Raw genomic sequence first — 26,757 nt, 5'->3', positions numbered from 1 at the left:
CAGCGCGCCGGGCAGCGCCAGCGGCAGCGCGAGGGCGGTGAACCGCCCGCCGCGCGGCGCCGCGTGCGCGCCGGCCCCGTGCCCGCCGGCGCGGGGCCGCGCGGGGGCCTCGGGGCCGCCCGGATCGTCCGGTCCGCGGGGCCGCGCGGGCGCCCAGGCGAAGCCGAGCGCCCCGCCCAGCAGGCCGAGCAGCATCCCGACGAGGAACCCGCCGAAGTTGGAGGTGAGGAACGACGCCAGCGACAGCAGCACGGCGAGGATGCCGAAGAAGCCGCGCTGCGCGGGCTGGAACCACATCAGCGCGCCGGCGGCGATCAGCAGCGCGCCGATCAGCCAGCTCGCCACGCCGGCGATGCCCTGGTGCACGACCAGCGGCATCGGGGCGAGGGGGATCGCGATGAGCTCCGCGCCGCCGAGGACGGCGAACGCGCCGCCCCAGAAGGGGCGCGTGCGCCGCCAGCGGCGGAACCCGTGGGGTGTCGTGTCCGTCATGGCCTCAGAAGCATTCCTTGCCGAGCTTCATGCTGAGGCCGCTCAGCTTGAAGGTGCCGGCGGTGGTCGCCCACGCGACCTGCTTGACGCCGGTGAGCTTGAGGGAGTCGGCCTGCTGGCCGAACATCCCGGCCGTGCCCTTCGCCCCGTTCGGGCCCTTGTCGAGCGTGCTGGCGTCCCGGCCGATCTCGATGTTGGAGAACTCCGCGTCGGCGTTCAGCTGCTCGACGTCCAGCACGAGGTCGGACGCCTGGACCGGGGTGCCCTTGTCGCCCGCGGTGAGCCGCAGCGTGAACGGCCCGACCTTGACCGACTGGCACATGTTGGTGATCGTCGCGTTCTTGATCCCGGAGACCTGCACCGGGTGCTTCGTGCCGTCCTTGCTCGCGTCGACGTCGCCGTACTGGACGAAGCCCGTGCCGGTGAGGGAGTCGGCGCTGACCTTGAAGCTGCTGCCGGAGACGGCGAACGAGGAGGCGATGGCGCCCTGCGCGGTCATGAAGACCAGGGCGCCCGCGCCGATCGCGGCGGGGGCGGCGATGGCGGCGAAACGCTTCCAGCGGACGCGGCCGAGGCCGGCGTCGGCGGCGTCGGTGGGGCCGGCGGGGTCGGTCATAGGGGGACTCCTGGGGGGTCGGGGGTACGGGCGGGAGGCGCCCGGTGATGCGGGTCACGTGCGTGACGGTGAGTGCAAGTTACCCTCAAGTACTTACTTGCGGCAAACCCGTACAGAGAACTCAAAGGTAAAGAATCCGGGCAGGTGACCTGCGGGAATGATCACAGTCGCCGCTCGCCCCCCGGTTCGGGACGGGCCGTAATCCACTACTGTAAGTAGTCACTGACGGGCGTCCGAAACCCCGGCACAGCAAGGGTTTGCGGAGCCTCGGGCGAGGGGCGGCCCCGGTGGGGACGCGCCGGGTCGGCCCTCAGCGAGGAACGCGCCGGGGCCGCGGTGAGGGACGCGCCGGGCCGCGGTGAGGGACGGGGGGGTCAGCTCCCGGCGGAGAAGGCGTCGAGGGCGAGCCGCAGATCGGCGACGCTCGCGTCGAGGTCGTCGGCGGCCTCCCCGGACCGCATCCGGGCCAGCGCCTCCTCGACGCGGGAGACCCGCTCGTCCAGCGCCTCCAGCAGCCCGCCGCAGCCGCCCTCCGGCGCCTCGTCCGTCCCGGCGCCGTGCTCGGCGAGGGTGCGGCGCAGCAGCGCCGCCTGCCGCCGCAGCTCCAGGTTGCTGCGGTGCAGGTCGAGGAAGACCGACACCTTGGCGCGCAGCAGCCACGGGTCGAACGGCTTGGTCAGGAAGTCGACCGCGCCCGCCGCGTAGCCGCGGTACGCCTGCTCGCTCTCGCCGCCCGCCGCGGTCAGGAAGATGATCGGGATGTCCCGGGTGCGCGGCCGGGACTTGATGTGCTGGGCGGTCTCGAAACCGTCCATCCCCGGCATCACCACGTCCAGCAGGATCAGCGCGAAGTCGTCGCCCAGCAGCTCCTTGAGGGCCGCCTGCCCGGACGAGGCGGGCACCACCTCGACCGGAAGCGCGTCGAGCACCGCCGCCAGGGCGGTGAGGTTCTCCTCGCGGTCGTCGACGGCGAGGATCCTCATGTCGTGCGGCACCGGACTCCTTCTTCGGTGACGGCCTGTGCGTTCCACCTTGTCATGTCACCACGGACGCGAACAGTGAATCGCGACAGAGTGCGAATTTCCAGGGCAGGGGCCCGTGCCGGGGGGACACCGGGCGCGCCCGCCCGTCCCCCTTTCTAGGGCAGCCAGCCCGGCTTGACCAGTCCCGACTCATAGGCGAACACGACGAGCTGCGCCCGGTCCCGCGCGCCGAGCTTCACCATCGTGCGGCTGACGTGCGTCTTCGCCGTCGCCGGGCTCACCACCAGGCGGGCCGCGATCTCCTCGTTCGACAGGCCCTCGCCGACCAGCGCCATCACCTCGCGCTCCCGGTCGGTGAGCGCGTTCAGCCGCGGCGACGGCGCCGGCTCCTTCGCCCGCGCCGCGAACTCGGCGATCAGCCGCCGGGTCACGCCCGGCGACAGCAGCGCGTCCCCGGCCGCGACCGCCCGCACCGCGTGGATCAGCTCGACCGGCTCGGTGTCCTTGACCAGGAACCCGCTGGCGCCGCCGCGCAGGGCCTCGAAGACGTACTCGTCCAGCTCGAACGTGGTCAAGATCACGATCTTGACGTCGCCGAGCCGGTCGTCGGAGGCGATCCGGCGGGTCGCGGCGAGGCCGTCCAGGCCCGGCATCCGGATGTCCATCAGGATCACGTCCGGGCGCAGCCGGCGCGCCTGCGCGACGGCCTCCTCGCCGTCGCTCGCCTCGCCGGCCACCTCGATGTCGTCCTGGGCGTCCAGCAGCGCCCGGAACCCCGCCCGGACCAGCACCTGGTCGTCGGCGAGCAGCACCTTGATCATCGACCGCCCCTCTCCGCGGGAGTCCCCTCACCGGCGCCGGTGGCGCCGTCGCCGTCCGCCGCGTCCTCCGGCTCGCCGGTGAGCGGCAGCGCCGCCCGGACGGCGAACCCGCCGCCCGCCCGCGGCCCGGCGTCGAACGTCCCGCCGAGCGCGGCGGCCCGCTCCCGCATGCCGCGGATGCCGCTGCCGCCCGGATGGTCGTCCAGCAGGGAGACGCCCCGCCCGTCGTCCTCGACCCGCACCTCGATCTCCCGCTCACGGTAGGCGATGCGGACCGTGACCGTCACCGGGCCCGGACCGGCGTGCCGGGTCACGTTGGTCAGCGACTCCTGGACGATCCGGAACGCGGCGAGGTCGGCCCCCGCGGGCAGCGGGCGGCGCTCCCCGGTGATCTCGGCGTCCACCGCGAGCCCGGCGGAGCGCGCGCGGGCGAGCAGGTCGTCCAGCCGGCCGAGCCCGGCGGTGGGGGAGCGCGGCGCGGTCTCGCCCTGCGCCCGCAGCGCCCCGATCACCGACCGCATCTCGGTCAGCGCCTCCTTGCTCGCCTCCTTGATCGCGGCGAGCGCGGTGCGGGCCTGCTCGGGGTCGCCGTCCATCAGGTGCAGCGCCACCCCCGCCTGCACGTTGATCATCGAGATGTTGTGCGCCAGCACGTCGTGCAGCTCGCGCGCCATCCGCAGCCGCTCCTCGCTGGCCTGCCGGCGCTCCTCCTCGGCCCGCGTGCGGGCCCGCTCGGCGGCCCGCTGCCCGGTCATCCGGACGAGCTCGGCGGTCACCAGCACCGCGAGCGACCAGCCGACGACCACGCTGACCCCGCCGACGCTCGGCTCCTCCACCGGGAACGCGCGGCCGGGCATGCCGCGCTCCACGAACGGGACCCCGATCAGCGCGGTGATCCCGAAGTACAGCGCCACCGAGACCGCCGTCCCGGCCCAGGTGACGAGCCGGTGCCCGGCGACGATCGCGCCGAGCATCGCGACGCCGACGGCCGCGAACGCCGGCCCGTACGGGTAGGCGCGCAGGAAGTACAGGCCGGTGAGCAGGCCGGTCGCCGCGAGCACGGGCACCGGGTACCGGCGGCGCAGCAGCAGCAGAGCCGGGCCCGCGAGGACGATCGCGAAGCCGAGCGCGTCGAGGTGCGTGGTGCCGTAGCCGGGCGAGCTGTCGCCCCAGCCGTGCCCGTGCCCCCAGCCGTCGCCGCTGTTCGGCGTCCGGTCCCGGGACGCGCCGTGCTGCGCCGCCATCGTCCCGAAGAACTCGACGACCAGCACGAGCAGCGGGACGACCCACACGGGCCACGTGGACGGCCGCGGCCAGTGCGCCCGGACCGCCCCCTGCGGCGGCGAAGTGCTCATTCCTGCACGTTAGGTCATCGGCGCGCGGCGGCACGTCGGCCGGGAGGAGGCAGCGGGCCTACTCCTCGGGAGGTAGGGGACCGGCCCGGGGAGGACCGCGGCGTACCGGTCATTCGGCTCTGAGATGGGCGCTGAGCCACTCCAGCACGGCCGGCAGGTGGTCGCGCCACTGCTTCAGCGTCGCCGGGTCACCGGGCACGAGAACCTTGTCCGCGTGCATCGGCGGCCTCGCCAGCGCCGCGAACCGCTCGGCCGCCTCGGCGTCGGGCCCGGTCGCCCGGGCGGCGGCCAGCACCGAGACGGGCGGCGGCGGGAGGTGCTGGAGCCGCCACGTCAGGTCCTGGTCGAGCCGGTAGGGACCGCTGCCGCCGTAGGGGTCGTCCGGCTCCGGCGCGGCCTTCGTCCCGCCGCGCGGCGCCTTCCCCGCCCCGGGCTTGAGCTTGACGACCGTCCGGGCGTCCGTGCCGGAGCCGTCGGCGGGCGGCCCGAACCGGCCGTTCAGCGACGCGGCGGCGGTGAACCGGTCGGAGTGCAGCATGGCGAGCCGCGCGGCGCACTGGCCGCCCGTCCCGATCCCCGCGACGCCCCAGCCCGCGCGCGTCTCCGGCAGCCGGTAGGTGCCGGACAACGCGAGCGGCAGGTCCTGGGCGAGGAAGGTCTCGGCCTGCCCGCCCGGGACGCCCGGGAGGTCCAGGCACCCGGCCGGGCGGACGGGGCGCGATGCCGCCTCCGGCGCCCCGTCGACGGGCCCGTGCGACCCGACCGGCGCGCCCGGCCCGGACGGCCCCTGCGGCCCGCCGGGCTCCTCCGGCCCGCCCGGCTTGCCCGGACCGCCGTGCACGGGGCTCGCGGACGGCGTCCGGACGGGCGCGAACCGGCGCACCGCCCCGACCGCCGCGTAGATCACCGGCTGGGCGCGGCCCGCCCGGATCGCGGCGACGGCCGCGTCGGGCAGCCTCGCCTGCCGCAGCCACGCCGTCCCGGTGTCGGACCCGGACCCGTCGTCGGAGACGGCGATGACGACCGGCAGTCGCCGGTTCGCGTACCGGGGCTGGAAGTACTCGGGCGGGAGGTAGACGTACGCCTGCGCGCCGAGGCCGCTGCGCGCGCCCTCGACGTCCAGCCGGTCGACCCGCCCGTCCTCGGCCGGGTCGCGCTGGTGCCCGCGCCGCTTCGGCCCGAGCTCCGTCGTCTCCCGGTGCGCCAGCCCGGCGGGCGCCGCCTCGGCGCCCCGGCTCGGCTGCACCTGCTTCACCGTCGCGCTCGTGGTGGTGCCGCCGAGCAGGTCGTCCCACGTCGCGTAGAACACGAAGTACCGGTTGACCAGCAGCACGACCGCGGCGGTCAGCAGCGCCTGCGAGCCCAGCAGCAGCCCCGTCCGGGCCGCCACCGGGCGGACGCCGCGCCCGGCGAACCGCGGCCACAGCACCACCGCGGCGACGACGCACGCCGCTGCGGGCGCGCACACAAGGACGAGGAACGCCGCACTGACCGGCTGCATCATTCCCCCTTGAGGTGCGCGCTCAGCCACGCGATCGACGGCGGGATGTACTTGCGGAAGGTCTTGAAGTTGTGGCCGCCGGTCGGCAGCAGCAGCTTGTCCACGACCAGCGGCGGCCGCGCCGCCTTCATGAACCGCTGCGCCGACGGGTACGTCTTCTCGCCGACGTCCGCGGACGCCACCAGCACCGACACCGGCGGCTGCGGCAGGTTCCGCAGCCGCCAGACGAGGTCGCTGCTCCGCCGGATCTGCTTGCTGCCGCCGTAGAGCTCGCGGGTGGTGCGGTCGAGCAGCGCGTCGAAGTGCCCGGCCATGCTCGCGGCGGCGGAGAACCGGTCGGAGTGCAGCAGCAGGAGCTTGGCGGCGCAGAACCCGCCGGTCGAGTATCCGGCGAGGCCCCAGCCGGTGCGGGTGCGCGCGGTCCGGTACGCCCCCGAGACCGCCTCGGGGACGTCCTGCGCGAAGAACGTCTCGACCTGGGGGCCGCCGGGCACGTCGGCGCACTCGGTGTCCCAGCCCTCCTCCACGGTCGGCCGCATCATCACGTAGATCATCGGCTGGATCCGGCCGGCGGCGAGGGCCTTCGCGGCGTCCTCGGGGATGTGCCCCTTGTCGATCCACACCATCCGGTCGGCGGCGGGGTAGCCGGCGATGAGCAGCACGACGGGGAAGCGGCGCGCCGCGTAGGCGGGCTGGAAGTACTGCGGCGGGAGGTAGACGTACGCCTCGGCGGAGATCCCGGTGCGGATCCCGCGGATGTCGAGGTGCTCGACCTGGCCGTCGCGCGCGGCCACGTGGCCGCCCTTGCCGCCCGGGTCGAGGTCGGTCCGCACCTTCCGGACCGCCTGGCTCGCGGCCACCGCCCCGGCGCCGCCGGGCGGCGGGTGCTGCGCCTGCGTCGCCTTCCCGCCCGCCGCGCTCAGCAGGTCGCGCCACGAGCCGTAGAAGAGGTAGTAGGTGTTCACCGACGCCAGCAGCGTCAGCAGGACGGCGACCTGGCAGCCGGCCAGCAGCGCCGCCCGGCTCGCGACGGCGCGGGCGCCGCCCCCAGCGGCGCGCGGCCACAGCCACACGGTGCACGCCAGGCACGCCGCCGTGAGCAGCGACAGCACGGCGAGCAGCCCCGAACTCGTCAGTCCCACAACCAGCCCCCTCTGGTGCCGCGCCCGGGATGCGGGCGCGCGACAGGCGACTCTGCCGGGATACGGCGGAGTCCCGATCGAAGTTCAGCGAACGGCCCCTCGCCGGTGGACCGTTCCGGTGCGGCCGCCGGCGCGGCGCGGAACCGCTGGTCGGCGGTCCGGGGCCGGTTCGGGGGACGCTGAGGAGGCGGCGGTACGACGCCGCGATCCGGTGAGATGGCGCACAGTGCGCTCGGGCCCGCCCTCAGCCGTTCCAGCGGATCGGCAGCCGCTCGAAACCGTGACGGGCACTGGACCGCGACATTACCGGTTCCCCGGCCGGTTGCGCGAGCGCCGGCCGCTCCAGCAGCGCGACCAGGAACGCCCGCAGGTGCGCCCGGGCCAGGCGCGCGCCCAGGCAGGCGCGCCGGCCGGTGCCGAAGCACAGGTGCGGCCGCGCCCCCTCCGCGAAGCGGCCGGGCACGAACCGGCCGGGGTCGGGGAAGACGTCCTCGTCGTGGTTGGCCGACACCAGCCACAGCGCCACCCGCTCGCCGGGCAGCAGCGGCACCCCGCCGACCTCCGTCGCGCGCCGGACCCGCCGCCGCACCTGCAGCACCGGCGTCCACCAGCGCAGCATCTCCTCGACGGCGCTGTCGATCAGCCGCTCGTCGCCGCGGTCCGCGCGGAGCCGGGCGTACTGGTCCGGATGGCGCAGCAGGGCGTGCAGGCCGCCCGCGAGGGTGTTGCGCAGCGTCTCCGGCAGGTCGTGCGCGACCTGCCGGACGAAGTCCACCGCGTCGCCGGGCGGGATCCGGTCCAGCATCGCGGCCATGGGCGGGTCCATGTCGATCGGCGCGCGGCCCGGCTCGTCGTCGGGGATCGCGTCGGGGATCGCGTCGGGATCGGGGCGTCCCGCCGGCCGGCCACCGCGCCCGCTCATGCCGCCGGATCGCCCGGTGCCGTCGGGCGGTTCCGTCCGGGGGCCGTGCAGGACACCGTCGTCCTCCGGCGGGAACAGTTGCGGGCGCATGAGGGCGTGCTGGACGTCGGCGTACCGCAGCACCGCCCAGGCGCCCGGCCGCTCCGCCGCGCCCGCGTCCTGCCAGACGACCGGCGTCCGCGAGCGCAGCCGGTCGAGCCGGTCGTGCGGGACGCCGCGCGCGAAGGCGTCCGCGCAGCCGAGGACCGCCGCGTCCGAGACGGGCAGCGCGCCTCCCCGTCGAGGCATGGGAACCCCTCCCTCCCAGGTGGACGCTAACGCGTCCCGGCCGAACCCCGTGTGTCCGGATTCGGCCGTCCCCCGCCATGTGTCAGCCCGCCAGCCACTCACCCGTCTCGACGCTGACCAGCCCGTGCCGGGCCGCCTCGATCACCGCCTCCCGCTGCGAGTGCACGCCCAGCTTGCTCAGCACGCTCTGCACGTGGCTGCGCGCGGTGCTGCGGGTGACGCCCATCGCCTTGGCCAGCGCCTGGGTGGACTCGCCGCGCGCGAGCCGCGTCAGGACCTCCCGCTCGCGCGGGGTGAGGAACCGCGCCACCCGCTGCGCCTGGCTGCGCGGCCGGACGGCGTCGGCGCGGGCGGCCTGGTCCACGACGACCTCCCCGTCCGCGACCCGGCGCAGCACGGCGAGGATGTCGCCGGCCTGCTGGCCCTTGTGCGCGAACCCGCGCACGCCCGCGGCGACGCCCTCCTCCAGGACGTGCCGCTCCAGGAACCCGGTCAGCACCACGAACTGCGTCTGCGGGGCGGCGGCGCGCAGCCGCGGCATCCAGTCCAGCGCGGTGCCGGACGGGAACTGCAGGTCGATCAGGCAGACGTCGGCCTGCCGGCCGCGCAGCACCGGCAGCGCCTCCTCGGGCGAGTAGGCGACGCCGACCACCACGTGCCCCGCGTCCGACAGGACCAGCGACAGCGAGTCGGCGAAGACGGCGTGGTCGTCGCAGATGATCACTCTCATGGGTGCGGCCGCCAGTCGTCGGCGTGCTGCGCCGGGTCGTGCGGCGGCGCCGGGTCGCCGAGCGGCGGGGCCGACGGCAGCAGCATGCGCACCCGCGCCCCGCCCATCTCGCAGGTGCGGATCTCCAGGCTGCCGCCGTAGCCGGAGATGAGGTCGTGGACGATGCCGAGGCCGAGCGAGGCCAGCCCGCGCCGCCCCCCGCCGGTGCCCGGGCCCGCGCCGAACCCGGGGCCGTCGTCGTCGACCTGGATGACGACCCAGCCCTGGTCGGCCTCGACCCGGACGTTGACGCGGCCCTCGGCGACGCGGCAGGCGTTGTCGAGGACGTTGCGGACGGCCCGCCACAGCGCGACGGGGTCCATGTGCGCCCACGCCTCGCCGCCGCCGAAGCAGACCTCGTGCGGGGTGGCGAGCCGCATGCCGGTCACGACCTCGGCGGTCAGCTCGTCCACCCGGATCCGCTCCGGGCTCGGCATGGGCTGGTCGTCGTCGTCCTCGTCGAGCCGGCGGAGCAGGTGGTCGAGCCACCGGGTCTCGCCGAGCAGCTGCTCGATCCGCGCGCGGCTGCCGTCGCCGACGTCCTCGGCGACGACGACCGCCGACGCCAGCATGATGATCGTGCCGAGCTCGTGCCGGATGTCGTGCCGCAGCCGCCGCTTCCACAGGGCGTGCTCGCCGGCCGTCTCCGGCGCGGCCGGCGGATCGGGCCGCGCGTCCTCCCGCACGGCCTCGCGCCCGTCCTCCCGCGGGGGAGCGGCGGCGAGCGTCCCCACGCCCGCGCCGGCTCCCGGGGAGGACCGTGACCGCCCGTTGATCATGAATGGACCCCCGTCCCTATTTACCAGCACCGCCTTCGACGGTCACCCCGCGTGCCGGGTCGTGTCCAGTCAATTGACCGCAACAGACCGGTCTCTGACCGGAAGTGGACATGCGTCGATCCGGGTAAACTCGGGTCTTTCTCCGAGCGTCTAAGTCAGGATTGTCAGTTCGGCTTGTGGCATTTCCTTCATGCCTACGGCGTAGCCGCTTTGCGCATTCGGGCGGGTGCGGTGGCGGGGCCGGCGAGGGACAGTCTCGGTATGCCGACGGTCACATTTATCGGACACGCGGGGGTGTCGGTGCACGCCCGGGCGTTCCACCTGCTCGCAGACCCGTGGCTCGCTCCGACGGGGGCCTTTATCGGGGCCTGGCACCAGTACCCCAGAAACGATCACCTCGACACCGATCGGTTGCTCGCCGCGGACTGGGTGGCGGTCTCGCACGAGCACCTTGATCATTTCGACCCCTGGGTCATCGGCCGGCTTCCGCAGCGGACGCGGATCCTCATTCCGCGCTATCCGGGCCCGGCCTTCCGGGAACGGATGGCGGAAGCCGCGGGTTCCCGCCAGGTAATCGAGATAGAGCCCTGGGAGAAATTCCCGCTCGACAATCGGGGCTCCTGGATAACGGTCATTCCGGAACTCTCCCCTATGTGCCATGACGCGGCCTTTCTCATCGTCGCGGACGGCCGCGGCATCCTGCACTGCAACGACGCCCGGCTCACCGCCGCGCAGGCCCGCCGGGCCAAGCACCTGGCGGGCGGCCGGCTCGACCTGATGGCGTTGCAGACCTCCGGCGCGTCCTGGCATCCGATCTGCTACGAGTACCCGGCCGAGGAGATGGCCAAGGTCTCGATGGACAAGCGGGTGTCGAAGCTGCGCGCCGCGCAGCGGCTCGTCCGGCAGACCCAGCCGGAGCTCGCGGTCCCGTTCGCCGGGCCGCCGTGCTTCCTGGACGGCGAGGTCGACCACCTCAACTGGGTGCTCGGCCAGCGGGACGGGGCGTTCTGCGACCCCGAGGTCTCCGCGGAGTGGCTGCGCGAGCACCTGCCGCGGCAGCGCTGGGAGTGCTTCAAGCCCGGCGACACCGTCGACCTCGACACCGGCGGGATCGTCCGGGACCCGGTCTCGGCGGAGTTCTCCTTCGCCGACGACGAGCGCCCGGCCTACCTCAAGCAGTACGCCGAGGACCGCAAGGAGCTGATCGAGGGCGTCCTCGCCGAGTACCCGGAGCCGGGCCCGGACCTGTTCGCGCGGTTCACCGCCCACTTCGAGCACCTCGGCTCGCTCAGCGACTACTTCCTCCGGCAGATCGCGATGCTGGTCCGGTTCGAGATCACCGGCCCGAACGGCGGGGTCTGGGACGTGGACTTCTCGCCGGAGGGGCTGACGGTCGGGGAGGCGTCCCCGGACGCGCGCCCGCACTACCGGATCACCACGGCCGGCCGCTGGCTGGACTCCGTGCTGACCGGCCGGATGGCCTGGGAGGACCTGCTCATCTCCTTCCGGCTCAGCCTGTACCGCGACCCGGACGTCTACAACGACTACCTGGTGGGGCTGCTCAAGCACGCGAACGCGCCCGCCCTGAACGCCGTCGAGGCGTACGAGACGGGCCGGGACGAGAGCGAGCGGATCACCGTCGAGTGGGCCGGCGGGTGCTACGACATCCCGCGGTACTGCCCGCACGCCGGCGAGGACCTGTCGGTCGGCGCGGTCATCCGCGACGGCCAGGTGCACTGCCTGGCGCACAATTTCGCGTTCGACCTGGCGACGGGCTCGTGCGTGAACGCCCGCGCCGCCAACCTCACGAGCCGCCGCGTCTCCTGACCTGGACGTCGTCACACGTGGCGAGCCACCGTCATGCGGGCCGGCATGACGGTGGCTCGCCGCACGCCGGCGAAGGAGCGCCGGCCGGGCGTGTCCGGGTCGGGGGTTGTGGTTAAATTTCTCGTGGTTAATGGGGGATTGAAGGGGTGCGCGTGAAACGCGGGGCCTGGGCGGCTTTCAGTGTCAGGCTGAGCCGCACGTTGAATCGCAGGAAGCCGAACCGGGTGCAGCTTGGCCTGATGGCCGTGGTGTTCGTGCTGCTCATCGGCGGCATGGAGGTCCTGGCCCTGAAGGTGGGGTCGTTCAACCTGCCGTTGCCGTCGGAGGGCCATCCCGCGGTCGCCGACCACCCCACGCACTGACCGTCCCGAGCACCGACCTCTCGGGCGACCGCCGGGGCCGGTCTCACTTCGCGGTGTTGCGGGCCTTCATGATGCTCTGCAGGTCGGGATGGGCGCCGCCGGACGCGTCCGCCAGCGACGGGCACGCCCACTCGGACTGGTGCCCCCACGAGTAGGAGATCTCGAGCCTGGGACGCGGCGCGAGCCTGTCCCAGCGGGCGAGGATCCTCCGGAACTGCGCCTGCGTCGGCAGCCAGTACTGCTTGTCGCCCTTGCTGCAGCTCTGCCCGAACGTCTGCAGGACGGGCGCGACCTGCGCGCGCGGGATGCCGGCGTCGTCGGCCAGCCGGACCATCCGGTCGATCGCCCCGATGTTGCACGAGTCCTGCACGTCCGCCGACCCCTTGCAGGGGTACGGGTCCAGGCCGTAGAGGTCGACGCCGACCCGCTTGGGCGCGAGCTGCCGCATCGGCCAGTCGGTCAGCGAGACGAACGAGACCTGGCCGGGCGCGTTCTGCCGGATGTAGTCGGCGCGGCGCCGGATCTCACCGGCGATCTTCGGGCAGCGCCCGGTGTCCGGCTCGTCGGACAGGTACCACCCGTACACCTTCGGGTTGCGCCCGTACCGCTGCACCGCCCGGGTGAACGCGCCGTAGTCGAGGTCGAAGGAGCCGCAGGTGAAGTTGCCGACCCACAGCAGCGCCTGCATCCCGTCCGGGACGCCCGCGACGAGCGAGTCGTCCGGTTTGGCGTCGACCAGGTCGTAGCCGAGCTCCTTGAGCCGCGGGTAGTCCGACGGCTGGGTGTTCAGCGCGATGCGGCGGGTCTCGCCCGGCCGGGCGGCGGGGCTGCCGGGCGTCGCGGGCGGGCCGCTGTAGGGGTCGTCGCCGCCGGACGACGACCGGTGCTGCAGGTAGAGGAGGAACCCGGCCACCAGCACCACCGCGGCCGCGACGGCCGAGACCTTGAACCGGACGTCCCGGATGTCCATGTCTCCCTTTCCCCGATGCGGGTCTCTACGCGGCGGAGCCGGGCTCCTCGGCGGGCGTGCGCGGTGCGGCGTCCGCCGCGTGCGGTGCCGTGTGCGGTGCCGTGTGCGGTGCCGTGTGCGGCGGCGCGGGCTCGGGCGCCTCCTCGACGGTCCCGTCCGACGCCACCTGCAGCGGCGGGATCGTGAACCCGAGGATGTGCTTGACGGTGTCCCACAGCGCCCGCAGCGTCTGCCGCATCGACGGGTCGCGCAGGTAGATCGCGTCCACCGCGACCCGCGCCGGGACGATCCGCTCGATGTAGTTGACGAGGTCGACCTCCTCGCCGGGGCCGAGCACGTCGAAGTCGCGGAACCGGACCTCCGACACCCCGGTCAGCCCCGGCCGGTGGTCGAAGATCCACCGCGAGTCCGCGTCGTAGTGCACCGCGAGGTCGTAGGTCTCCGGGCGCGGCCCGACCAGCGTCATCTGCCCGCGCAGCACGTTCACCAGCTGCGGCAGCTCGTCCAGCGACCACTCCCGCAGCAGCTTGCCGATCCGGGTGAGCCGCGGGTCGCAGTTGGCGGTGACGGTGAGCCCGCCGACGCCCTGCCGCATCGTCCGGAACTTGTACATGGTGAACGGCCGGCCGCCCTGCCCGACGCGGGTCTGCTTGAACACCCCGGGACCCGGGCTGGACAGCCGGACCAGCAGGTAGATGAGCGCCAGCGGGACGCTGAGCAGCAGCAGCCCGGTGAGCGCGCCGGCGATGTCCAGGGCGCGGCGCGCCCCCGACGGCGCGACGCCGTCGGACGGGTCGACGGGCCGCGTGGCGAGTTCGGTGTTGTCCTCGGACATGGTCACCCCTTGCTGTGCGGAGCAGGGTCGTCGGCCGCGGCCCCGGCGGTCCTGCGGACGTGCTGGAACCAGGCGAGCAGCGCGGCGGTGGTGGCGACGAACGAGACGGACGTGGCGATCGCCGCGCCGACCGCGCCGTGCCGGGGGATGAGGACGGCGCCGAGCACGACGACGACCAGCAGGCCGATGCCCTGCCCGGTGGACGCGGCGCCGGGCCGCCCGACGCCGTACAGGTAGGCCATGATCAGCCCGGTGACGCCGAACGTGACGACGCCGGCGAGCCGGATGTAGGTGGGCACGACCGCGTCGTCGAACACGTCCCCGAAGATCCACGGCAGCGCCGTCCCGGCGATGAGCGCGAGCGGGACCGCCGCGAGCACGGACACCCCGAGCGCGGGCAGGATGAGGCGCGCGGTGCGCCGGGTCGCCTTCGCCCGGTCCTCCTTGGCGAAGTCGGGGTACAGCACGTAGTTCACGGCGAGGCCGGGCAGCTGCACCAGCTCGGCGAACTTGCTCGCGACCGTGTAGACGCCGAGCACCTTCGGGCCGGCGAGCGCGCCGAGCAGCGCCATGTCGAACCGCAGCTGGAGCAGGTCGATGAGCTGCCCGACGTAGCCGCGCACCCCGTACCCGGCGATCGTCCGGCCGAGGCGCGGGTCGGCGCGCCCCCAGCCGCGGAAGAACCCGCGGGTCGCGAGCCGCCGCGCGATCCACGCGGCCGCCGCGACGTCGGCGAGGACCAGCCCGGCGATCAGCGCGCCGGGCCCGTACCAGCCGGTGAGCAGCACCAGGTAGATCGGTACGAACACGAACTCCTCGACGGCGATGGCGAGGCTCGCGCCGGGCTGGTCGTCGGTGCCCTGGAGCAGGCCCTTGCCGACCGACACGAAACCCTGCGTGAACGACGGGGCCGCCGCGGCGAGCGTGATCCAGATCCCGAACGACTTGAAGAACACCAGGTAGGCGAGGGGGCTGAGGGCGAGCCAGCCGACCCCGCCGAGCACCGCGCCGATGACGGTCAGCCACGCCAGGGTGGGCCGCACCCGGCTCTGGTCGTAGGAGTCGCGGGCCAGGAAGTAGGGCGCGGCGCCGGGCAGCCCGGCGCTGGACAGCTGGCACAGCAGCCCCGGCAGGATCCGCACGAGCGTGAACGCGCCGACGAGCTTCGGCCCGCCGATCCGCGCGACGAGGATCGTGGCGATGCCGAGCGAGCCGAGCGCGCCGATCCGTCCCGCCATGTTCCCCGCGACGAGCGCGAGAAGCCGGCGCCGGAGCCGTCCGGCCTCGGCGTCGGCGGTCAGGGCCGCCGTCGGCTGCTGGATGTCGGTCATCGGGCTCCCTCCGCGGCGGGGCCGTCCGGGTCGTCGGGGGTTCCGGCGGGCCGCCCTCCCGGGGCGGCGCGCCGTCCGAAGAGGTCGAGCGCGGCGACCAGGCCGAAGAAGGCCCAGCCGTGCCGGTAGTGCAGGGTCTGGTAGAAGAGCGCGGAGACGAGGAACACGGCGAGGAGCGCGCCGAACATCTCCGGGCGCGGGACGAGCGCCGCGTACTCGGCGGTGAGGGCGCCCCGCCGGGCGATCCGCACGCACCGCATGATCAGCACGAACAGCAGCGTGACGAGCGCGATCCCGCCGAGGAACCCGCGTTCCAGCACGGCCGCGATGTAGTCGTTGTGCGCCTCGCGGACGTACCCGTACTGCCGCGCGAGCATCTGCGGGCGGGTCTGGTTGGGGCCGATGCCCCACGGGTGCGTCTGCTCCTCCAGCATCTGGACGGTCGCGGCGTTCACCGAGCTGCGGGACTCGGTGCTCTCCCCCGTGGTGCGCCCGATGGAGTCGCGCAGCACCGGCGACATCTGGCTCGCCTGGTCCAGGTAGGGCTGGATGTCGACGGTGGTGACGACGGCGACGCCCGCGCCCGCGACGAAGAACGCCAGCGAGCCGACCGCGATCGCGTGGTGCGCTCTGCCCTCGCGGATGAGCCCGAACAGGTAGCCGAGCAGCAGCGCGACGCACAGCGCGAGGAGCCCGCCGTTGGAGCCGGTCAGCCCCTCGGCGGTCAGCAGGATCGCGCAGACCGCCCAGCGGTGCCAGGTCTTGCGCGGGTACCGGGTCGCGCGGGTGATGAAGAAGACGCAGATGAACCAGTTGGAGGCGTAGTTCGCGTCGCCGAAGGTGAACATGGCGCGCTCGCCGTCGAGCTGCTTGCCGGACATCGCCTCGATCCCGAGGACCATCCCCAGGATCTCGATGACCGCGTAGAGCGTGCCGATCGCCACGAACGCGCGCAGCGCGAGCCGCAGTACCTTCGGGTCGCGGCCGAGGTTGGCGATGCACACCGCCCACATCAGTACGAACAGGTCCTTGACCAGGGTGAGCGTGCCGGCCTGGTTGACGACCGCGGCGATCCCGCCGGCGATGATCGTCATCAGGGTGGGGACGAGGAACGGCCAGCGCACCGGCAGCCCCCGGCCGCTCGCCCACAGCAGCGTCACCGCGACCAGACCGATGAGCGCGAGGTCCGGCAGCCCGGTGTTGCCCGGGCCCGGCGGCAGGCCCGCCGGCATCAGCATCGGCAGCGACGCGATGCCGAGCACCAGGGCGACCGACGTCAGCGGCCACCGCCGCCGCAGCGCCGGGAGCTCCGGCCCGGCGGAGGCTCCGGCGTCCGGCGGGGTGCCCGGCGGCGCGTCGGGGGGCGCTTTGGTCAGGACGGTCATGGGCGCTTGGAGCCTCCTCGGTAGGTCTCGTCCAGGACGGTCCCGAGGTGCGCGGGGGAGAACCAGTCGCCGATCCGGGCGCGGGCCCGCTCGGCCATCCGCGCGGCGGCGGCGGGGTCGTCCAGCAGCGCGCCGATCGCGCCGGCGAGCCGCTCGGGGTCCTCCGGCGGGACGAGCATCCCGGTCTCCCCGGCCAGCACCAGGTCCTGGTTGGACGGGACGGCCGTGGCGACCAGCGGGATCCCCGCGCCGATCGCCTCGACCAGCACGCACGGCAGGCCCTCCCACCGGGACGGCATCGCCATCAGGTCGAACGCCGGCAGCACCTCGGCGACGTCGTCGCGGTGCCCGAGCCACCGCATCCGCTCCCCGATGCCGAGCTTCGCGGTCAGCGCGTCCAGCTCGTCCGCCATCGGGCCGCCGCCGACCCACAGCCCGAACACGTCGTCGGGCAGCCGCGCGAGGGCCTTCGCGAAGATCTCCGGGCCCTTCTGGAACGTCAGCCGGCCGATCGCGCCGACGACCTTCACCCCGAGCGGCAGGTCGAGGCGGCGGCGCGCCTGCGCCCGGGACCCCGCCGCGGTCGCGTAGGCGTCCACGTCCACCGCGGGCCACGACAGCCGGATCCGCTCCGGCGTGGCGAGGCCGAGCCGCAGCGCCGTCGTCACCGTCTCCGACCCGATCGCGAGGAACGCGTCGGTGCGCTTCGCGGCGATCCGCTCGAGCCGGATGTAGACGCGGCGCCGCGCCCACGACTGGAACTCGTTGAACGGGAACCCGTGCCAGGTGTGGACTATTCGAGGGACGCCCGCGCGGGCCGCCGCGACCCGGCCGATCACGCCGCCCTTCGCGCTGTGGGTGTGGACGACGTCGTAGCGCCCCTCGGCGAGCACCCGCGTCAGCGTCTTCAGCGCGGCGAGGTCGTCGCGCGGCGAGATCTGCGGGACCAGCGGCCCCACCTGGACGATCTCCATCCCGGCGGCGTGCGCGGCGGGGGTCAGGTCGCCCGCCGCCGCGTTCTCGACCGCCTCGTCCCCGTACAGGACGGTGTCCCTCGTCGCGCGCGCCTCGCCGTTCGAGGCGACGCTGTCCATGCCGACGCCGCCGGTGACGATCGCGCGCTCGTACTCCCCGGCCGGCAGCGCCAGCGCGCCGTTCAGCGCCACCTGACCGGCGCCGCCGTTGAACCGGGTGATCACCGTGGCGACTCGGAGCTTCCTGGTCGTACTCAACGCGCACCTCACAGGCCGGGAGGATCGGGGCTGCACCCCGCGTCACAGAGACAAGAAGGTCCGGGCGGCGGCGGGTCGCCGGCCGGCAGCGGGCGCCGCACCGGGTGGTACTCCGGGAGCAGCCGGCGCAGCAGCAGCCGGACCCGGCCGTCGTCGCCGTCGCCGGCCGCCGCCGCGAGCTCGTCCAGCAGCTGCGGCAGCCCGGCGGGCGGCGGCGCCGGACGGGTCGCCCAGATCTTCGGATGCGCGGTGCGGATCCGCCGCTCGGAGTCGGCGAACGCCTTCTCCGCGAGCTTCTCGCCGGGGCCGAGCCCGCTGAACCGGATCGTCACCTCCGGCAGCCGCAGCTGCTCGGCGTACCGGTGGACCAGCTCGACGACCGGGACGGGACGGCCCATGTCCAGCACGAACGTCTCCGCCTCCTCCGCCAGCGCCGCCGCCTCGATCAGCAGCCCCGCCGCCTCCGCCACCGTCATGAAGTGCCGCGCGACCTCCGGATGCGTGACCGTCACGACCTCGCCGGAGGAGATGCGGTGCGCGAGCACGCTGAGCAGCGCCCCCGCCTCGCCGATGACGTTGCCGACGCGGACCGCCGCGAAGCACGTCGGGCCGCCCGTCGCGGTCTGCAGCAGCAGCTCCCCGAGCCGCATCGTCGCGCCGAACACCGAGGTCGGCTCGGCGGCCTTGTCGGAGGAGACGAACACCATACGCTGGACGTCGTGCCGGACCGCGCTGTCGACCGCGTGCCGGGTGCCGACGACGTTGTCGGCGACGCCCCGGCACGGGTCCTGCTCCACCTTCGCCAGCTCGTTCTGGCCGGCGGTGTGGAACAGCAGGTCGGGACGGGCGTCCCGGACGACCCGGTCGACGCGGGCGCCGTCGCGCACGTCCGCCTCGGCGAGCGTGACCCGGACCGCGCCGGCGTCCCCGCCGGCCTCGGCGGCCTCCGCGGCCAGCTCCCGGCCGAGCCGGGCGAGCCCGGCCGCGTCCTTGTCGACCAGGCACAGCGCCTCGGGCTCCAGCCGCCGGACCTGCCGGCACAGCGCCGACCCGACCGTCCCGCAGGCGCCGGTGACCAGCACCCGCCGGCCCCGGACGAGGCGCCGGCCGCGCAGCCCGGCCAGCGCCACCTCGTCCCGCCCCATCAGCAACGCGAGCGGGCTGACCGGGGGGACGGGCTGGGGCGGGACGTCCCTGCGGGCCAGGCGCGGCGGGAACCAACGCACGGTCAGCTCCGGGCCCGCAGCGCCTCGGTGAGTGCGGCGATGACGCGGTCCTGTCCGTCGGACGTGAGGCCCGGATACAGCGGCAGCGACAGCAGCTCCTCGCCGACCCGGTCCGTCACCGGCACCCGCGCGCACTCGTCGGCGCCGAGGATGTCCCGGTACGACGTCATCTGGTTCGCGGGGATGAAGTGGACGGACGTCGACACGCCCGCCGCCTCCAGCTCCGCGCTGATCGCGTCCCGGTCCTCGACCCGCACCTGGTAGAGATGCCACGCGTGCTGGATCCCGTCGAGGTTCCGCTGCGGCAGCGTCAGGCCGGGCAGGCCGCGGAACGCCGCGTCGTAGGCGGCGACGATCTCGGCGCGGCGCCGCTGCCATTCCGGCAGCGCGGCGAGCTGCGCCCGCCCGATCGACGCCTGCACGTCCGTCATGTTCGCCTTGAGGCCGATCTGCTTCACGTCGTACCGCCAGCTGCCGCCCGGCAGGTACCGCTTCCACGAGTCCTTGCTCATCCCGTGCAGCCGCATCGCGCGGACCTTCTCCTGCAGCCCCTCGTCGCTCGTCGCGATGGCGCCGCCCTCGCCGATCGGCATGTTCTTGGTGGCGTAGAAGGAGAAGCACGCCGCGAACGACTCCGACCCGACGGGCTTCCCGCCGCGCGCCGCGCCGGGGCCGTGCGCCGCGTCCTCGATGACCCGCGTCCGGTCCAGCCCGGCCGCCGCCGTCAGCGCCGCCACGTCCACCGGGTAGCCGCCCTGGTTCTGCACGATCATCGCCGCCGGGGTCACCCGGGCCGCCGCGGCGGCAACCGTCTCGGGGCTCGGCACCAGCGTGTCCTCGTCGATGTCGACCAGCACCGGCCGGTGCCCCGCGTGCAGGATCGCGTTGATCGCGCCGCAGAACGTCAGGCTCGGCGTCAGCACCGCCGACCCCGGCGGCAGCTCAAGCGCGCGCAGGCACAGCTCCAGCGCGGTCGTGCACGAGGCGACCGCGACGACGTGCGCGGCGCCCAGATAGTCGGCGAACTCCTGCTCGAACGCGGCGGTCTGCGGGCCCGTGGTGATCCACCCCGAGTCGAGCACCTTCACCACGGCGTCCGACACCTCGCCGGACACCGACGGGATCGTGAACGGAACGGTGGACTGACCGGCTGAACTCATCTGCTACCCCTTGATCTTGCGGGACGTGGCGATGACGCCGAGGAGCGGCCAGCCGGAAGCGGCGACCAGGTCCCGGACCGTCTCCAGCCCCGACACCCGCGTCACCGGACCGACCACCACGACCACCCCGACCTCGTCGTCCGAGCCCGGATCGATGTCCTCGAACGCGTGCACGTGGCAGGCCGCGCGCGCCGGCACCGGAACGGGCTGGGTGATCTCCGACGGGGAGACCGCCTCGCCGGACTTCTTCGTCATCACGGCGGTGCCGCCCCCGGCGCGGACCACCGACGTGCTCTTGCCCGTGCCGGGCCCGGAGCTGTTCAGCGACGGGCCGTCGCCCGGCTCGTCGCCGGACCCGTCGTCCTTCCCCGGCCGGCCGCCCTTCGGCTTCGCGGCGGCGCCGGTCACGGTGCCGCCCCCGTCGCCCTCGCCCGGACGCTGCCGGACGGGACGGGCGCCGACCACCTTCGTCCGGTCCCCGTACACCGCCGACGCCACCGACGACACCAGGTCGGCGGGCAGCGGGCCGGGCGCGCCGACCAGGGTGACCTGCCCGACCTCCTCCTTGCGGGCGGCGAGCCGGACCCGCCGGCCGAGGTCGGCGAGCTCCGCCGGGCCCTTGTCGGCCCAGCCGAGCAGCGGGACGCCGAGCCGCCGCGCGACCCGCCGCTGCCCGGGGATCGTGGGGCGGGCCATCTCGTTCAGCACCGCGATCAGGATCCCGGCGATCAGCCCGACCAGGCCCGCGACGACCGCCATCATGACCGCCGGGTCGCTCTTCGGCGCCAGCACCGCCGGCTGCACCACCGAGGCGTTCCCCGCCGCCAGCAGCTGCGCCTGCAGGTCCGACCGGTTCGACCGCAGGTCCGTCAGCTCCGCCTGCACCCGCTCCCGCTCGTTCGCGGCGCCGATGTCGGGGTTGGGCTGCGCGCCGGCCCGCCGCGACAGTGGCCCGAGCTTCTTCTCCAGGTCCCGGACCCGCTTGTCGATGTCGCCGAGCTGCCGGTTGATCGCGCCCTGGTTGGAGTCGTTGATCTCCTTCACCACGGCGGCGCCGATCGCGTCGGTCAGCTTCCGCGCGGCCTGCGGGTCCTTGTCCTTCACCGACAGCTCGACGACCGTGGAGGTGCCGAGCCCGGCGACCCCGATGTCCTTGGCGAGCTTGGTGGTGGACCGCTGCAGCCGCAGCTGCCCCAGCACCCCGGCCAGCAGGTTGTCGCTGGTCGCGAACGCCTTCACCTGGCTGACCTCGGTGCTGACGCCCGCGTCCCCGGCCGCCGCGTCCGCCGCCTTCGCGGTGGCCTGCAGGCGCGTCTTCGCGACCGCGGGCGGGTCCTGCCGGCTCATCACGCCGCCCACCAGCACCAGGGGGACGACCGTCATGACCAGCAGGAGCGCCCAGTAGCTGCGGGCGACGCGCGCCGCGACCTCATCGATCTCCACGGGTCTCCCCTCCGGCATGCGGCTTCGTAGGGCCGAGCGTAGGAAGGCCCGATGCCGCCCGAATCGCCCAAACGACGACCCCCCACTACGCCGTTTGCATCAGGCCCCGCTCGGCCCGGCTCGGCGCGCCCGGTGCGGCTCGGCCCGGCGGGGGCTCAGCCCTCGCCGGAGCCCGGGCGCATCCCGGCGCGCATCGCGAGCGTGATCGCCTCCAGCGCCGAGTGCAGGTCGAGCTTCGCCAGCAGGTTCTGCGTGTGGGTGCGGACGGTGTTGGCCGACAGCCCCAGCCGCTCGGCGATCTCCGCGCGGCCGAGGCCGTCGACCATGCACTGCAGCACCTCGCGCTCGCGCGGCGTCAGCTCCGCCAGCAGCCGGGCGCCGCCGCCGTCCCGCGCGTCGCCCGCGACGAGCCGGCGCAGCACCTCGCCCAGCACCTCCGGCGGGATCCAGCCGCCCTGCCGCGCCGCCGACCGGATCACCCGCGCGACCAGGTCGGCGCCCTCGGTCTTCGACAGCCAGCCGACCGCGCCGCGCCGCACCGCCTGCACCAGCGTGTCCAGGTCGCTCATCGCCGTCAGCACCACCACCCGCACGTCGGGGTGGTCCTCGCGGACGCGGTCCAGGACGTCCAGGCCGCTCTCGGCGCCCAGCGTCATGTCCAGCACGATCACCTGCGGCCGCTCGGTGCCGGCGAGCGCCAGCGCGCGCCGGACGTCCGCGGCGATCGGCAGGATCACCAGATCGGGTTCGCGGCCCAGCCGGGCGGCGAGCGCCTCGGCGAACAGCGCGTGGTCGTCCACGATCAGGACCCGGATCGGTTGCATCCACCGACGATGACCGGTGCGGCGGCGATGCGGATCCTGCAAACGCTGTAGTCGTTTCGGACATGCCGCGGCGCCCCGGGCACCGGGCACGGAACCCGGCTCGCGCGCCCGCCCGGGGATCTTCGCAGGTGGCGGGCGCGCGCGGGAGGAACCGTGCGCGGACGCCCCGTACCGGGTGCCGGTTCACCGCCGTCCGGTGCCGGTCAACCTGGAGGGCGCGCCGTTGACCATCCGGGGCCGCCTGCTGATCCTGTGCGTGACCGAGCAGGGATGCACTGGCTCAGGGGATGCCACTATGAAAGTCCTGATCACAGGGGGAGCCGGGTTCATCGGCAGCACGATCGCGTCCGCGTTCGCCGAACGCGGGGTCACGCCGGTGGTGCTCGACAGCCTCATCACGGGCCGGCAGGAGTTCACCGACGGGAAGATCTTCTACCAGGGCGACATCGGCGACGGGGAGCTGGTCGACACGATCTTCCGGGAGCATCCGGACATCACCGTGGCCGTGCACTGCGCGGCGCTGATCGTGGTGCCCGACTCGATGGCGGACCCGCTCCGCTACTACCGCGTCAACCTGGGCCGCACCCGCGACTTCGCCGAGCACCTCGTCCGCAACGGCTGCGACCGGATGATCTTCGCGTCGACCGCGGGCATGTACCGGCCGGAGGCCGACCTGTCGGTGACGGAGACCTCGGCGCTGGAGCCGCAGAACCCCTACACCCGCTCGAAGATGATGGCCGAGCTGATGCTGGAGGACGTCTGCCGCGCCACCTCGCTGCGGGTCGTCTCGCTGCGCTACCTCAACCCGATCGGCGCCGACCCGCAGCTGCGCACCGGCCTGCAGAACAGCAAGCCGACGCACGCGCTCGGCAAGATGATCGAGTCGTACGAGCTGGGCGTCCCGTTCAAGATCACCGGGGTGGACTGGGACACCCGCGACGGCACCGCGATCCGCGACTACATCCACGTCTGGGACATCGCCCGCGCGTTCTGCGAGGCGGCGGACCGGTTCGACTCGATCGTCCCGCCGCTGCGGCCGGCCGGGGAGGGCTCCGGCTACGAGGTGATCAACCTCGGCACCGGCGACGGCACCACCGTCCGGGAGCTGGTCGAGGCGTTCCGCGAGGTCGTCGGGGACGCGTTCGTCGCGGAGGAGGCCCCGGCGCGGCCCGGCGACGTCGTCGGCGCGTTCGTCCGGCCCGACAAGGCGTGGGACCTGCTCCGCTGGAAGCCCGAGTACACGATCGAGGACGCCATCCGGCACTCCCTGCAGTGGGCCGAGCGGCGCCGGGAGCTCGACGTCGCCTGAGCCGCGCCTCCCCGGCGGCCCCGCGGGGCCGCCGCGGCGGCGCACCGACCCGCCCGCCCGGGGCTCGTCCGGTCCCCGGTCCTTCCGCTGGAGGGGACCGGACGAGCGGCGCGCCCGCGCCCGCGCAAGGCCCTATGCTGGCGGCGCATGACCAAGATCATCGATTACGGGCGGTTCGCGGAACGGCTCGCCGCGGACCGGCCGCGCTGGGCGCTGCTCGACGAGGTGCAGCGCGAATGGGGGTACCGGGACCCCGGCGGCGACCCGCTGGCGAGCCGGGAGGACGAGGCCCCCGGATACGAGCCGGACGAACCGGTTCCCGCCGCGCTCCTGGAATGGTGGGACTCGCCGTTCAACTCCTTCGCCATGCGGCCGCGCCTCTACTGGACCCACCCGCAGTGGCCGCCGTCCGCCCCCGACTCCGTCGACGACCCGCCGGGCGACGCCGTCCGCGTCATCATGGCCGAGTACCAGTGGGTCAACCAGTGGGGATACCTGGCCTCCGAGGCCGCCCAGGACGACCCGAAGGTCGTGGTCAACACCGCCGGCGGCTGGACGACGCAGAGCCGCTCCGTTTCCGAGTTCTTCCTGCAACTGGCGCTGGAACGGCTGCCCTCGCACTTCGGCTGGAGCATCCGGGTGCCGCGCAAGACCGTCGACGGCGACCCCGGAATCGTGGCGCGGCTGCGGGAGCACTACCGCGACATGGGCCTGTTGCCCTGGCAGGAGATGGGCACCGACGCGCTGTCGTACGGCGCGCCGGACGCGATCATCCGGCACGGCCGCGGGCCCGGCGCCGACTTCGCGATCGTCGTCCACGCCCGGACCCGCCGGGCCCTCGTCGACGTCCTGGACACGCTCGGGCTGACCTGGTCCGACGACGACATCGCCGCGCCCGCCGAGGTGCCGCCGCCGACCGAGGACCTCGGCCCCGCGTCGTTCGCCGGTGACGACGAGCGCTGGACGGCCGCCGCCGCCCCGGCCGCCTCCGCCGTGCCCGCCCTCCCCGACGTCGCCGCGCTCCGCGACCTGCCGGACCGCACGTCCGCCGGCACCGACCGCGACCGGACGGCGGCCGCCGCCGGCACCTCCGCCGGCCACGTCCACGTGTGGGATGCCGCCGGCGCCGAGATCGGCGCCGAGAAGCTGCACCGCGCGCCGGTCACCGCCGTCACGTGCGTCCGCGCCGCCGATGAGCTGACCGTCGTCAGCGGCGACGCGAACGGCGTCCTGCGCCGCTGGAAGCCGGGCGTCGGGGTGTTCTCCCGGGCCTTCGCGCACCGCGACGCGCCGGTGACCGCGCTGGCCGGCGCGACCCTGGAGACCGGCGCCGCCGTCGCCGCCGCCTGGGCCGACGGGCTCGTCCGGATCTGGGACCTGGCCACCCGGTCCGTCGCGGACCTGCGCATCGGCACCGGCATCGAGGCCCTCGGCCTGCGGCCCGAGGGCGTCCTGCACGTGACCGCCACCGGGGGGTCGGCCGCGCTCCGCCTCGACCTGGACCGCCTCTGGCCGGACCGGGACTTCCGTTCCCGGATCGACCGGATCGCCTGGAAGGACCTCTGGTCCAACCACGGCCCGGCCGTGGAGGTGCCCGGCCTGCTCGGCACGCTCGCCTCCGACGACGAGGACGCGGCGCAGGCCGCGGTCAAACGCCTCTACGAACTCCTGGTCGACCGGCGCGGGCCGAACGCGGCGGCCGCGCCCGCCGTCCCGTTCCTGGTGGAGCGGATGCTGGTGCCCGGCAACCGGGCCCGCAACACCCTTCTGCTCCTCATCGCCGACATCGCGGACGGTCCCGGCGACGAGCGGGAGGCGGTCAAGGCGGCGGTCCCGTCCCTGCGGCACCTGCTCGACGACGACCATCCGTCCATCCGCTGGGCGGCCAACGAGCTCGTCCGCATCTGCGAAGCGTGACCCGCCCGCCGCCCGGCCCCCGGCTCCGCGCGCCGGGCGGCCGGCGGCGTCACCCGCCGGGCCGCTCCGTCCCGCTCCGGCGGACCCGGCGCACGAGCGGCAGGACGACGAGCATCTGGACCGCGGCGGCGGCCGCCACGACCACCATCCCCAGGCCCATGCCCATCACCTGGTGCCGCAGGCTCCCGTCGCCGTGGCGGAGCATCGCCGCGTGCGACGCCTGGTTCGCCCACAACACGGCGACGGCCACCGCGGCCACGACCCAGACGGCGGCCGGACGCAGCACGCGCACGTTCACCCAGCGCCCGGTGGCCAGTCCCGCACCCCACCTGACCAGGACCAGCAGCGCCCCCGGCACCACCGCGAACGCGAGCGGGTTGTAGTGCCACGCGGTGGCGGCGTCCCCGCGCATCAGCGCCTGCACCGCCCGCGTCCCGCCGCACAGCGGGCACACCATGCCGACCAGCCGGAGCGGGCTGTGGACGGCGATCGGCGGCAGCCCGAACACGGCCATCAGCGCCCCCGCCACCAGCCCCGCGACCGCCACCGCGCGGAGCCGCCGGTGCCGGTCGTCGCGGTCCCAGCTCACCCGCACGGGCATCGGCCCGGCCGCCCGCTCTTCACCGCTCACCGTCCCGTTCTACCCCGGAGGCGGCGGACCCGGGCCGCGCCGAAAAAAATTCGAGCCGGGATGTCGAGAACCGGCGTCCGGCTCCGTCCCCGGTGCGAACGCGGCCAGAATGGGTCGCGCCGGCGACGAGGAGAACACCAATGGCCAAGTACCTGCTGCTCAAGCACTACCGGGGCGCCCCGGCCGCGGTCAACGACGTGCCGATGGACCGGTGGACGCCCGAGGAGGTCACGGCGCACGTGAAGTACATGGAGGACTTCGGGGCCCGGCTGGAGGAGACGGGCGAGCTCGTCGACGTCCAGGCGCTGTCGTCGGAGGGCACGTTCGTCCGCTACGACGGCGAGGGGCGCCCGCCGGTCACCGACGGCCCGTTCGCCGAGACCAAGGACCTGATCGCCGGCTGGTACGTGATCGACGTCGACTCCTACGAGCGCGCCCTCGAACTGGCCGGGGAGCTGTCGGCCGCTCCCGGCGCGGGCGGCAGGCCGATCCACGAATGGCTCGAGGTGCGCCCGTTCCTCGGCACGCCGCCCACCATCACGGAGTGACGGCCCGCGTGGACGAGGTCCTGCTCCGGAGCCTCATCCCGGGCGTGCTCGGCGTCCTCGTCCGCCGCGGAGCCGACTTCGCGGCGGAC

Annotated in this window: 25 protein-coding genes; 5 read left to right on the top strand and 20 right to left on the bottom strand. The window is 74.4% G+C overall.

The genetic code is table 11. The features are described 5' to 3' along the window. The 10 genes from ABZ914_RS18585 to ABZ914_RS18540 form a co-directional block, all read right to left on the bottom strand. A partial coding sequence (locus ABZ914_RS18585) for a DUF6114 domain-containing protein (RefSeq protein WP_500194277.1) occupies positions 1 to 492 on the bottom strand: 492 nt, incomplete at its 3' end. A 4-nt stretch (positions 493 to 496) separates the two neighbouring features. Then, positions 497 to 1,108, bottom strand: a complete 612-nt coding sequence (locus tag ABZ914_RS18580; RefSeq protein ID WP_500194275.1) for a DUF6230 family protein — start codon at positions 1,106 to 1,108, stop codon at positions 497 to 499. Positions 1,109 to 1,482: 374 nt separating this feature from the next. Beyond that, positions 1,483 to 2,103: a response regulator gene (locus tag ABZ914_RS18575; protein ID WP_500194273.1), complete on the bottom strand. Its 621-nt coding sequence runs from the start codon at positions 2,101 to 2,103 to the stop codon at positions 1,483 to 1,485. 143 nt (positions 2,104 to 2,246) lie between these two features. After that, entirely contained in the window at positions 2,247 to 2,912 is a 666-nt protein-coding gene (locus tag ABZ914_RS18570; protein ID WP_190864891.1) for a response regulator transcription factor, read from the bottom strand. Beyond that, on the bottom strand, positions 2,909 to 4,267 hold the full coding sequence (locus ABZ914_RS18565) for a sensor histidine kinase (RefSeq protein ID WP_500194272.1): 1,359 nt from the start codon (positions 4,265 to 4,267) through the stop codon (positions 2,909 to 2,911). Before ABZ914_RS18565 ends, ABZ914_RS18570 begins: the two co-directional genes overlap by 4 nt. Before the next feature lie 109 nt (positions 4,268 to 4,376). Next, on the bottom strand, positions 4,377 to 5,768 hold the full coding sequence (locus tag ABZ914_RS18560) for an alpha/beta hydrolase (RefSeq protein WP_500194270.1): 1,392 nt from the start codon (positions 5,766 to 5,768) through the stop codon (positions 4,377 to 4,379). Then, positions 5,768 to 6,910 carry an alpha/beta hydrolase gene (locus ABZ914_RS18555; protein WP_500194269.1) on the bottom strand — a complete coding sequence of 381 codons (1,143 nt, stop codon included), beginning with the start codon at positions 6,908 to 6,910 and terminating at the stop codon, positions 5,768 to 5,770. Before ABZ914_RS18555 ends, ABZ914_RS18560 begins: the two co-directional genes overlap by 1 nt. Positions 6,911 to 7,154: 244 nt before the next feature. Further along, entirely contained in the window at positions 7,155 to 8,120 is a 966-nt protein-coding gene (locus ABZ914_RS18550; protein ID WP_500194267.1) for a cytochrome P450, read from the bottom strand. 82 nt (positions 8,121 to 8,202) lie between these two features. Continuing rightward, a complete protein-coding gene (locus tag ABZ914_RS18545) occupies positions 8,203 to 8,850 on the bottom strand; it encodes a response regulator (RefSeq protein WP_433141222.1) in 648 nt (215 codons plus the stop codon). After that, positions 8,847 to 9,623, bottom strand: coding sequence for a sensor histidine kinase (locus ABZ914_RS18540; RefSeq protein ID WP_500194265.1), 777 nt, complete (start codon positions 9,621 to 9,623; stop codon positions 8,847 to 8,849). Before ABZ914_RS18540 ends, ABZ914_RS18545 begins: the two co-directional genes overlap by 4 nt. 696 nt (positions 9,624 to 10,319) lie before the next feature. On the opposite strand from ABZ914_RS18540, the gene ABZ914_RS18535 reads away from it, so the two are divergent. After that, complete coding sequence (locus ABZ914_RS18535) at positions 10,320 to 11,495, top strand: Rieske (2Fe-2S) protein (protein WP_241756246.1); 1,176 nt, start codon at positions 10,320 to 10,322, stop codon at positions 11,493 to 11,495. A 224-nt stretch (positions 11,496 to 11,719) separates the two neighbouring features. Then, positions 11,720 to 11,857, top strand: coding sequence for a hypothetical protein (locus ABZ914_RS18530; protein WP_500194263.1), 138 nt, complete (start codon positions 11,720 to 11,722; stop codon positions 11,855 to 11,857). 43 nt (positions 11,858 to 11,900) lie between these two features. Here ABZ914_RS18530 and ABZ914_RS18525 read toward each other — a convergent pair whose 3' ends face one another. The 9 genes from ABZ914_RS18525 to ABZ914_RS18485 all read right to left on the bottom strand — a co-directional run bounded on the left by ABZ914_RS18525 (position 11,901) and on the right by ABZ914_RS18485 (position 22,263). Next, positions 11,901 to 12,827: a hypothetical protein gene (locus tag ABZ914_RS18525; protein WP_500194262.1), complete on the bottom strand. Its 927-nt coding sequence runs from the start codon at positions 12,825 to 12,827 to the stop codon at positions 11,901 to 11,903. 25 nt (positions 12,828 to 12,852) lie between these two features. Next, a complete protein-coding gene (locus ABZ914_RS18520; RefSeq protein WP_500194260.1) occupies positions 12,853 to 13,662 on the bottom strand; it encodes a sugar transferase in 810 nt (269 codons plus the stop codon). Positions 13,663 to 13,664: 2 nt separating this feature from the next. After that, entirely contained in the window at positions 13,665 to 14,993 is a 1,329-nt protein-coding gene (locus tag ABZ914_RS18515) for a lipopolysaccharide biosynthesis protein (RefSeq protein ID WP_500194258.1), read from the bottom strand. Next, positions 14,990 to 16,378, bottom strand: coding sequence for an O-antigen ligase family protein (locus tag ABZ914_RS18510; RefSeq protein WP_500194257.1), 1,389 nt, complete (start codon positions 16,376 to 16,378; stop codon positions 14,990 to 14,992). The genes ABZ914_RS18515 and ABZ914_RS18510 overlap by 4 nt, the downstream gene beginning before the upstream one ends. Continuing rightward, positions 16,375 to 17,610 carry a glycosyltransferase gene (locus ABZ914_RS18505; RefSeq protein WP_190864860.1) on the bottom strand — a complete coding sequence of 412 codons (1,236 nt, stop codon included), beginning with the start codon at positions 17,608 to 17,610 and terminating at the stop codon, positions 16,375 to 16,377. Before ABZ914_RS18505 ends, ABZ914_RS18510 begins: the two co-directional genes overlap by 4 nt. Positions 17,611 to 17,618: 8 nt before the next feature. After that, positions 17,619 to 18,836, bottom strand: coding sequence for a polysaccharide biosynthesis protein (locus ABZ914_RS18500; RefSeq protein WP_500194255.1), 1,218 nt, complete (start codon positions 18,834 to 18,836; stop codon positions 17,619 to 17,621). Between the two features lie 2 nt (positions 18,837 to 18,838). Continuing rightward, entirely contained in the window at positions 18,839 to 19,996 is a 1,158-nt protein-coding gene (locus ABZ914_RS18495) for a DegT/DnrJ/EryC1/StrS family aminotransferase (RefSeq protein ID WP_500194253.1), read from the bottom strand. A gap of 3 nt (positions 19,997 to 19,999) precedes the next feature. After that, positions 20,000 to 21,439: a YveK family protein gene (locus ABZ914_RS18490; RefSeq protein WP_500194252.1), complete on the bottom strand. Its 1,440-nt coding sequence runs from the start codon at positions 21,437 to 21,439 to the stop codon at positions 20,000 to 20,002. A gap of 155 nt (positions 21,440 to 21,594) precedes the next feature. After that, positions 21,595 to 22,263 (bottom strand): response regulator, encoded by a 669-nt coding sequence (locus tag ABZ914_RS18485; RefSeq protein WP_190864851.1) that lies wholly within the window; start codon positions 22,261 to 22,263, stop codon positions 21,595 to 21,597. Positions 22,264 to 22,558: 295 nt separating this feature from the next. Between ABZ914_RS18485 and galE the strand changes: the two genes are divergently transcribed. Both galE and ABZ914_RS18475 read left to right on the top strand, forming a co-directional pair. After that, positions 22,559 to 23,572, top strand: coding sequence for a UDP-glucose 4-epimerase GalE (galE, locus tag ABZ914_RS18480; protein WP_387021067.1), 1,014 nt, complete (start codon positions 22,559 to 22,561; stop codon positions 23,570 to 23,572). A gap of 147 nt (positions 23,573 to 23,719) precedes the next feature. Next, positions 23,720 to 25,489 carry a WD40 repeat domain-containing protein gene (locus ABZ914_RS18475; protein WP_500194250.1) on the top strand — a complete coding sequence of 590 codons (1,770 nt, stop codon included), beginning with the start codon at positions 23,720 to 23,722 and terminating at the stop codon, positions 25,487 to 25,489. Between the two features lie 49 nt (positions 25,490 to 25,538). Here ABZ914_RS18475 and ABZ914_RS18470 read toward each other — a convergent pair whose 3' ends face one another. Further along, positions 25,539 to 26,120 (bottom strand): DUF2752 domain-containing protein, encoded by a 582-nt coding sequence (locus tag ABZ914_RS18470; protein WP_500194249.1) that lies wholly within the window; start codon positions 26,118 to 26,120, stop codon positions 25,539 to 25,541. 140 nt (positions 26,121 to 26,260) lie between these two features. Here ABZ914_RS18470 and ABZ914_RS18465 point away from each other — a divergent pair, with 140 nt between their 5' ends. Further along, positions 26,261 to 26,668, top strand: coding sequence for a YciI family protein (locus tag ABZ914_RS18465; RefSeq protein WP_500194247.1), 408 nt, complete (start codon positions 26,261 to 26,263; stop codon positions 26,666 to 26,668). Positions 26,669 to 26,757: the final 89 nt, after the last annotated feature.

It is taken from the genome of Spirillospora sp. NPDC046719 (assembly GCF_040645715.1).
In the GTDB taxonomy this organism is placed as follows: domain Bacteria; phylum Actinomycetota; class Actinomycetes; order Streptosporangiales; family Streptosporangiaceae; genus Spirillospora.
The sequence above is the reverse complement of the archived record's forward strand: the minus strand, read 5'-3'. Positions and strand labels throughout refer to the sequence as shown.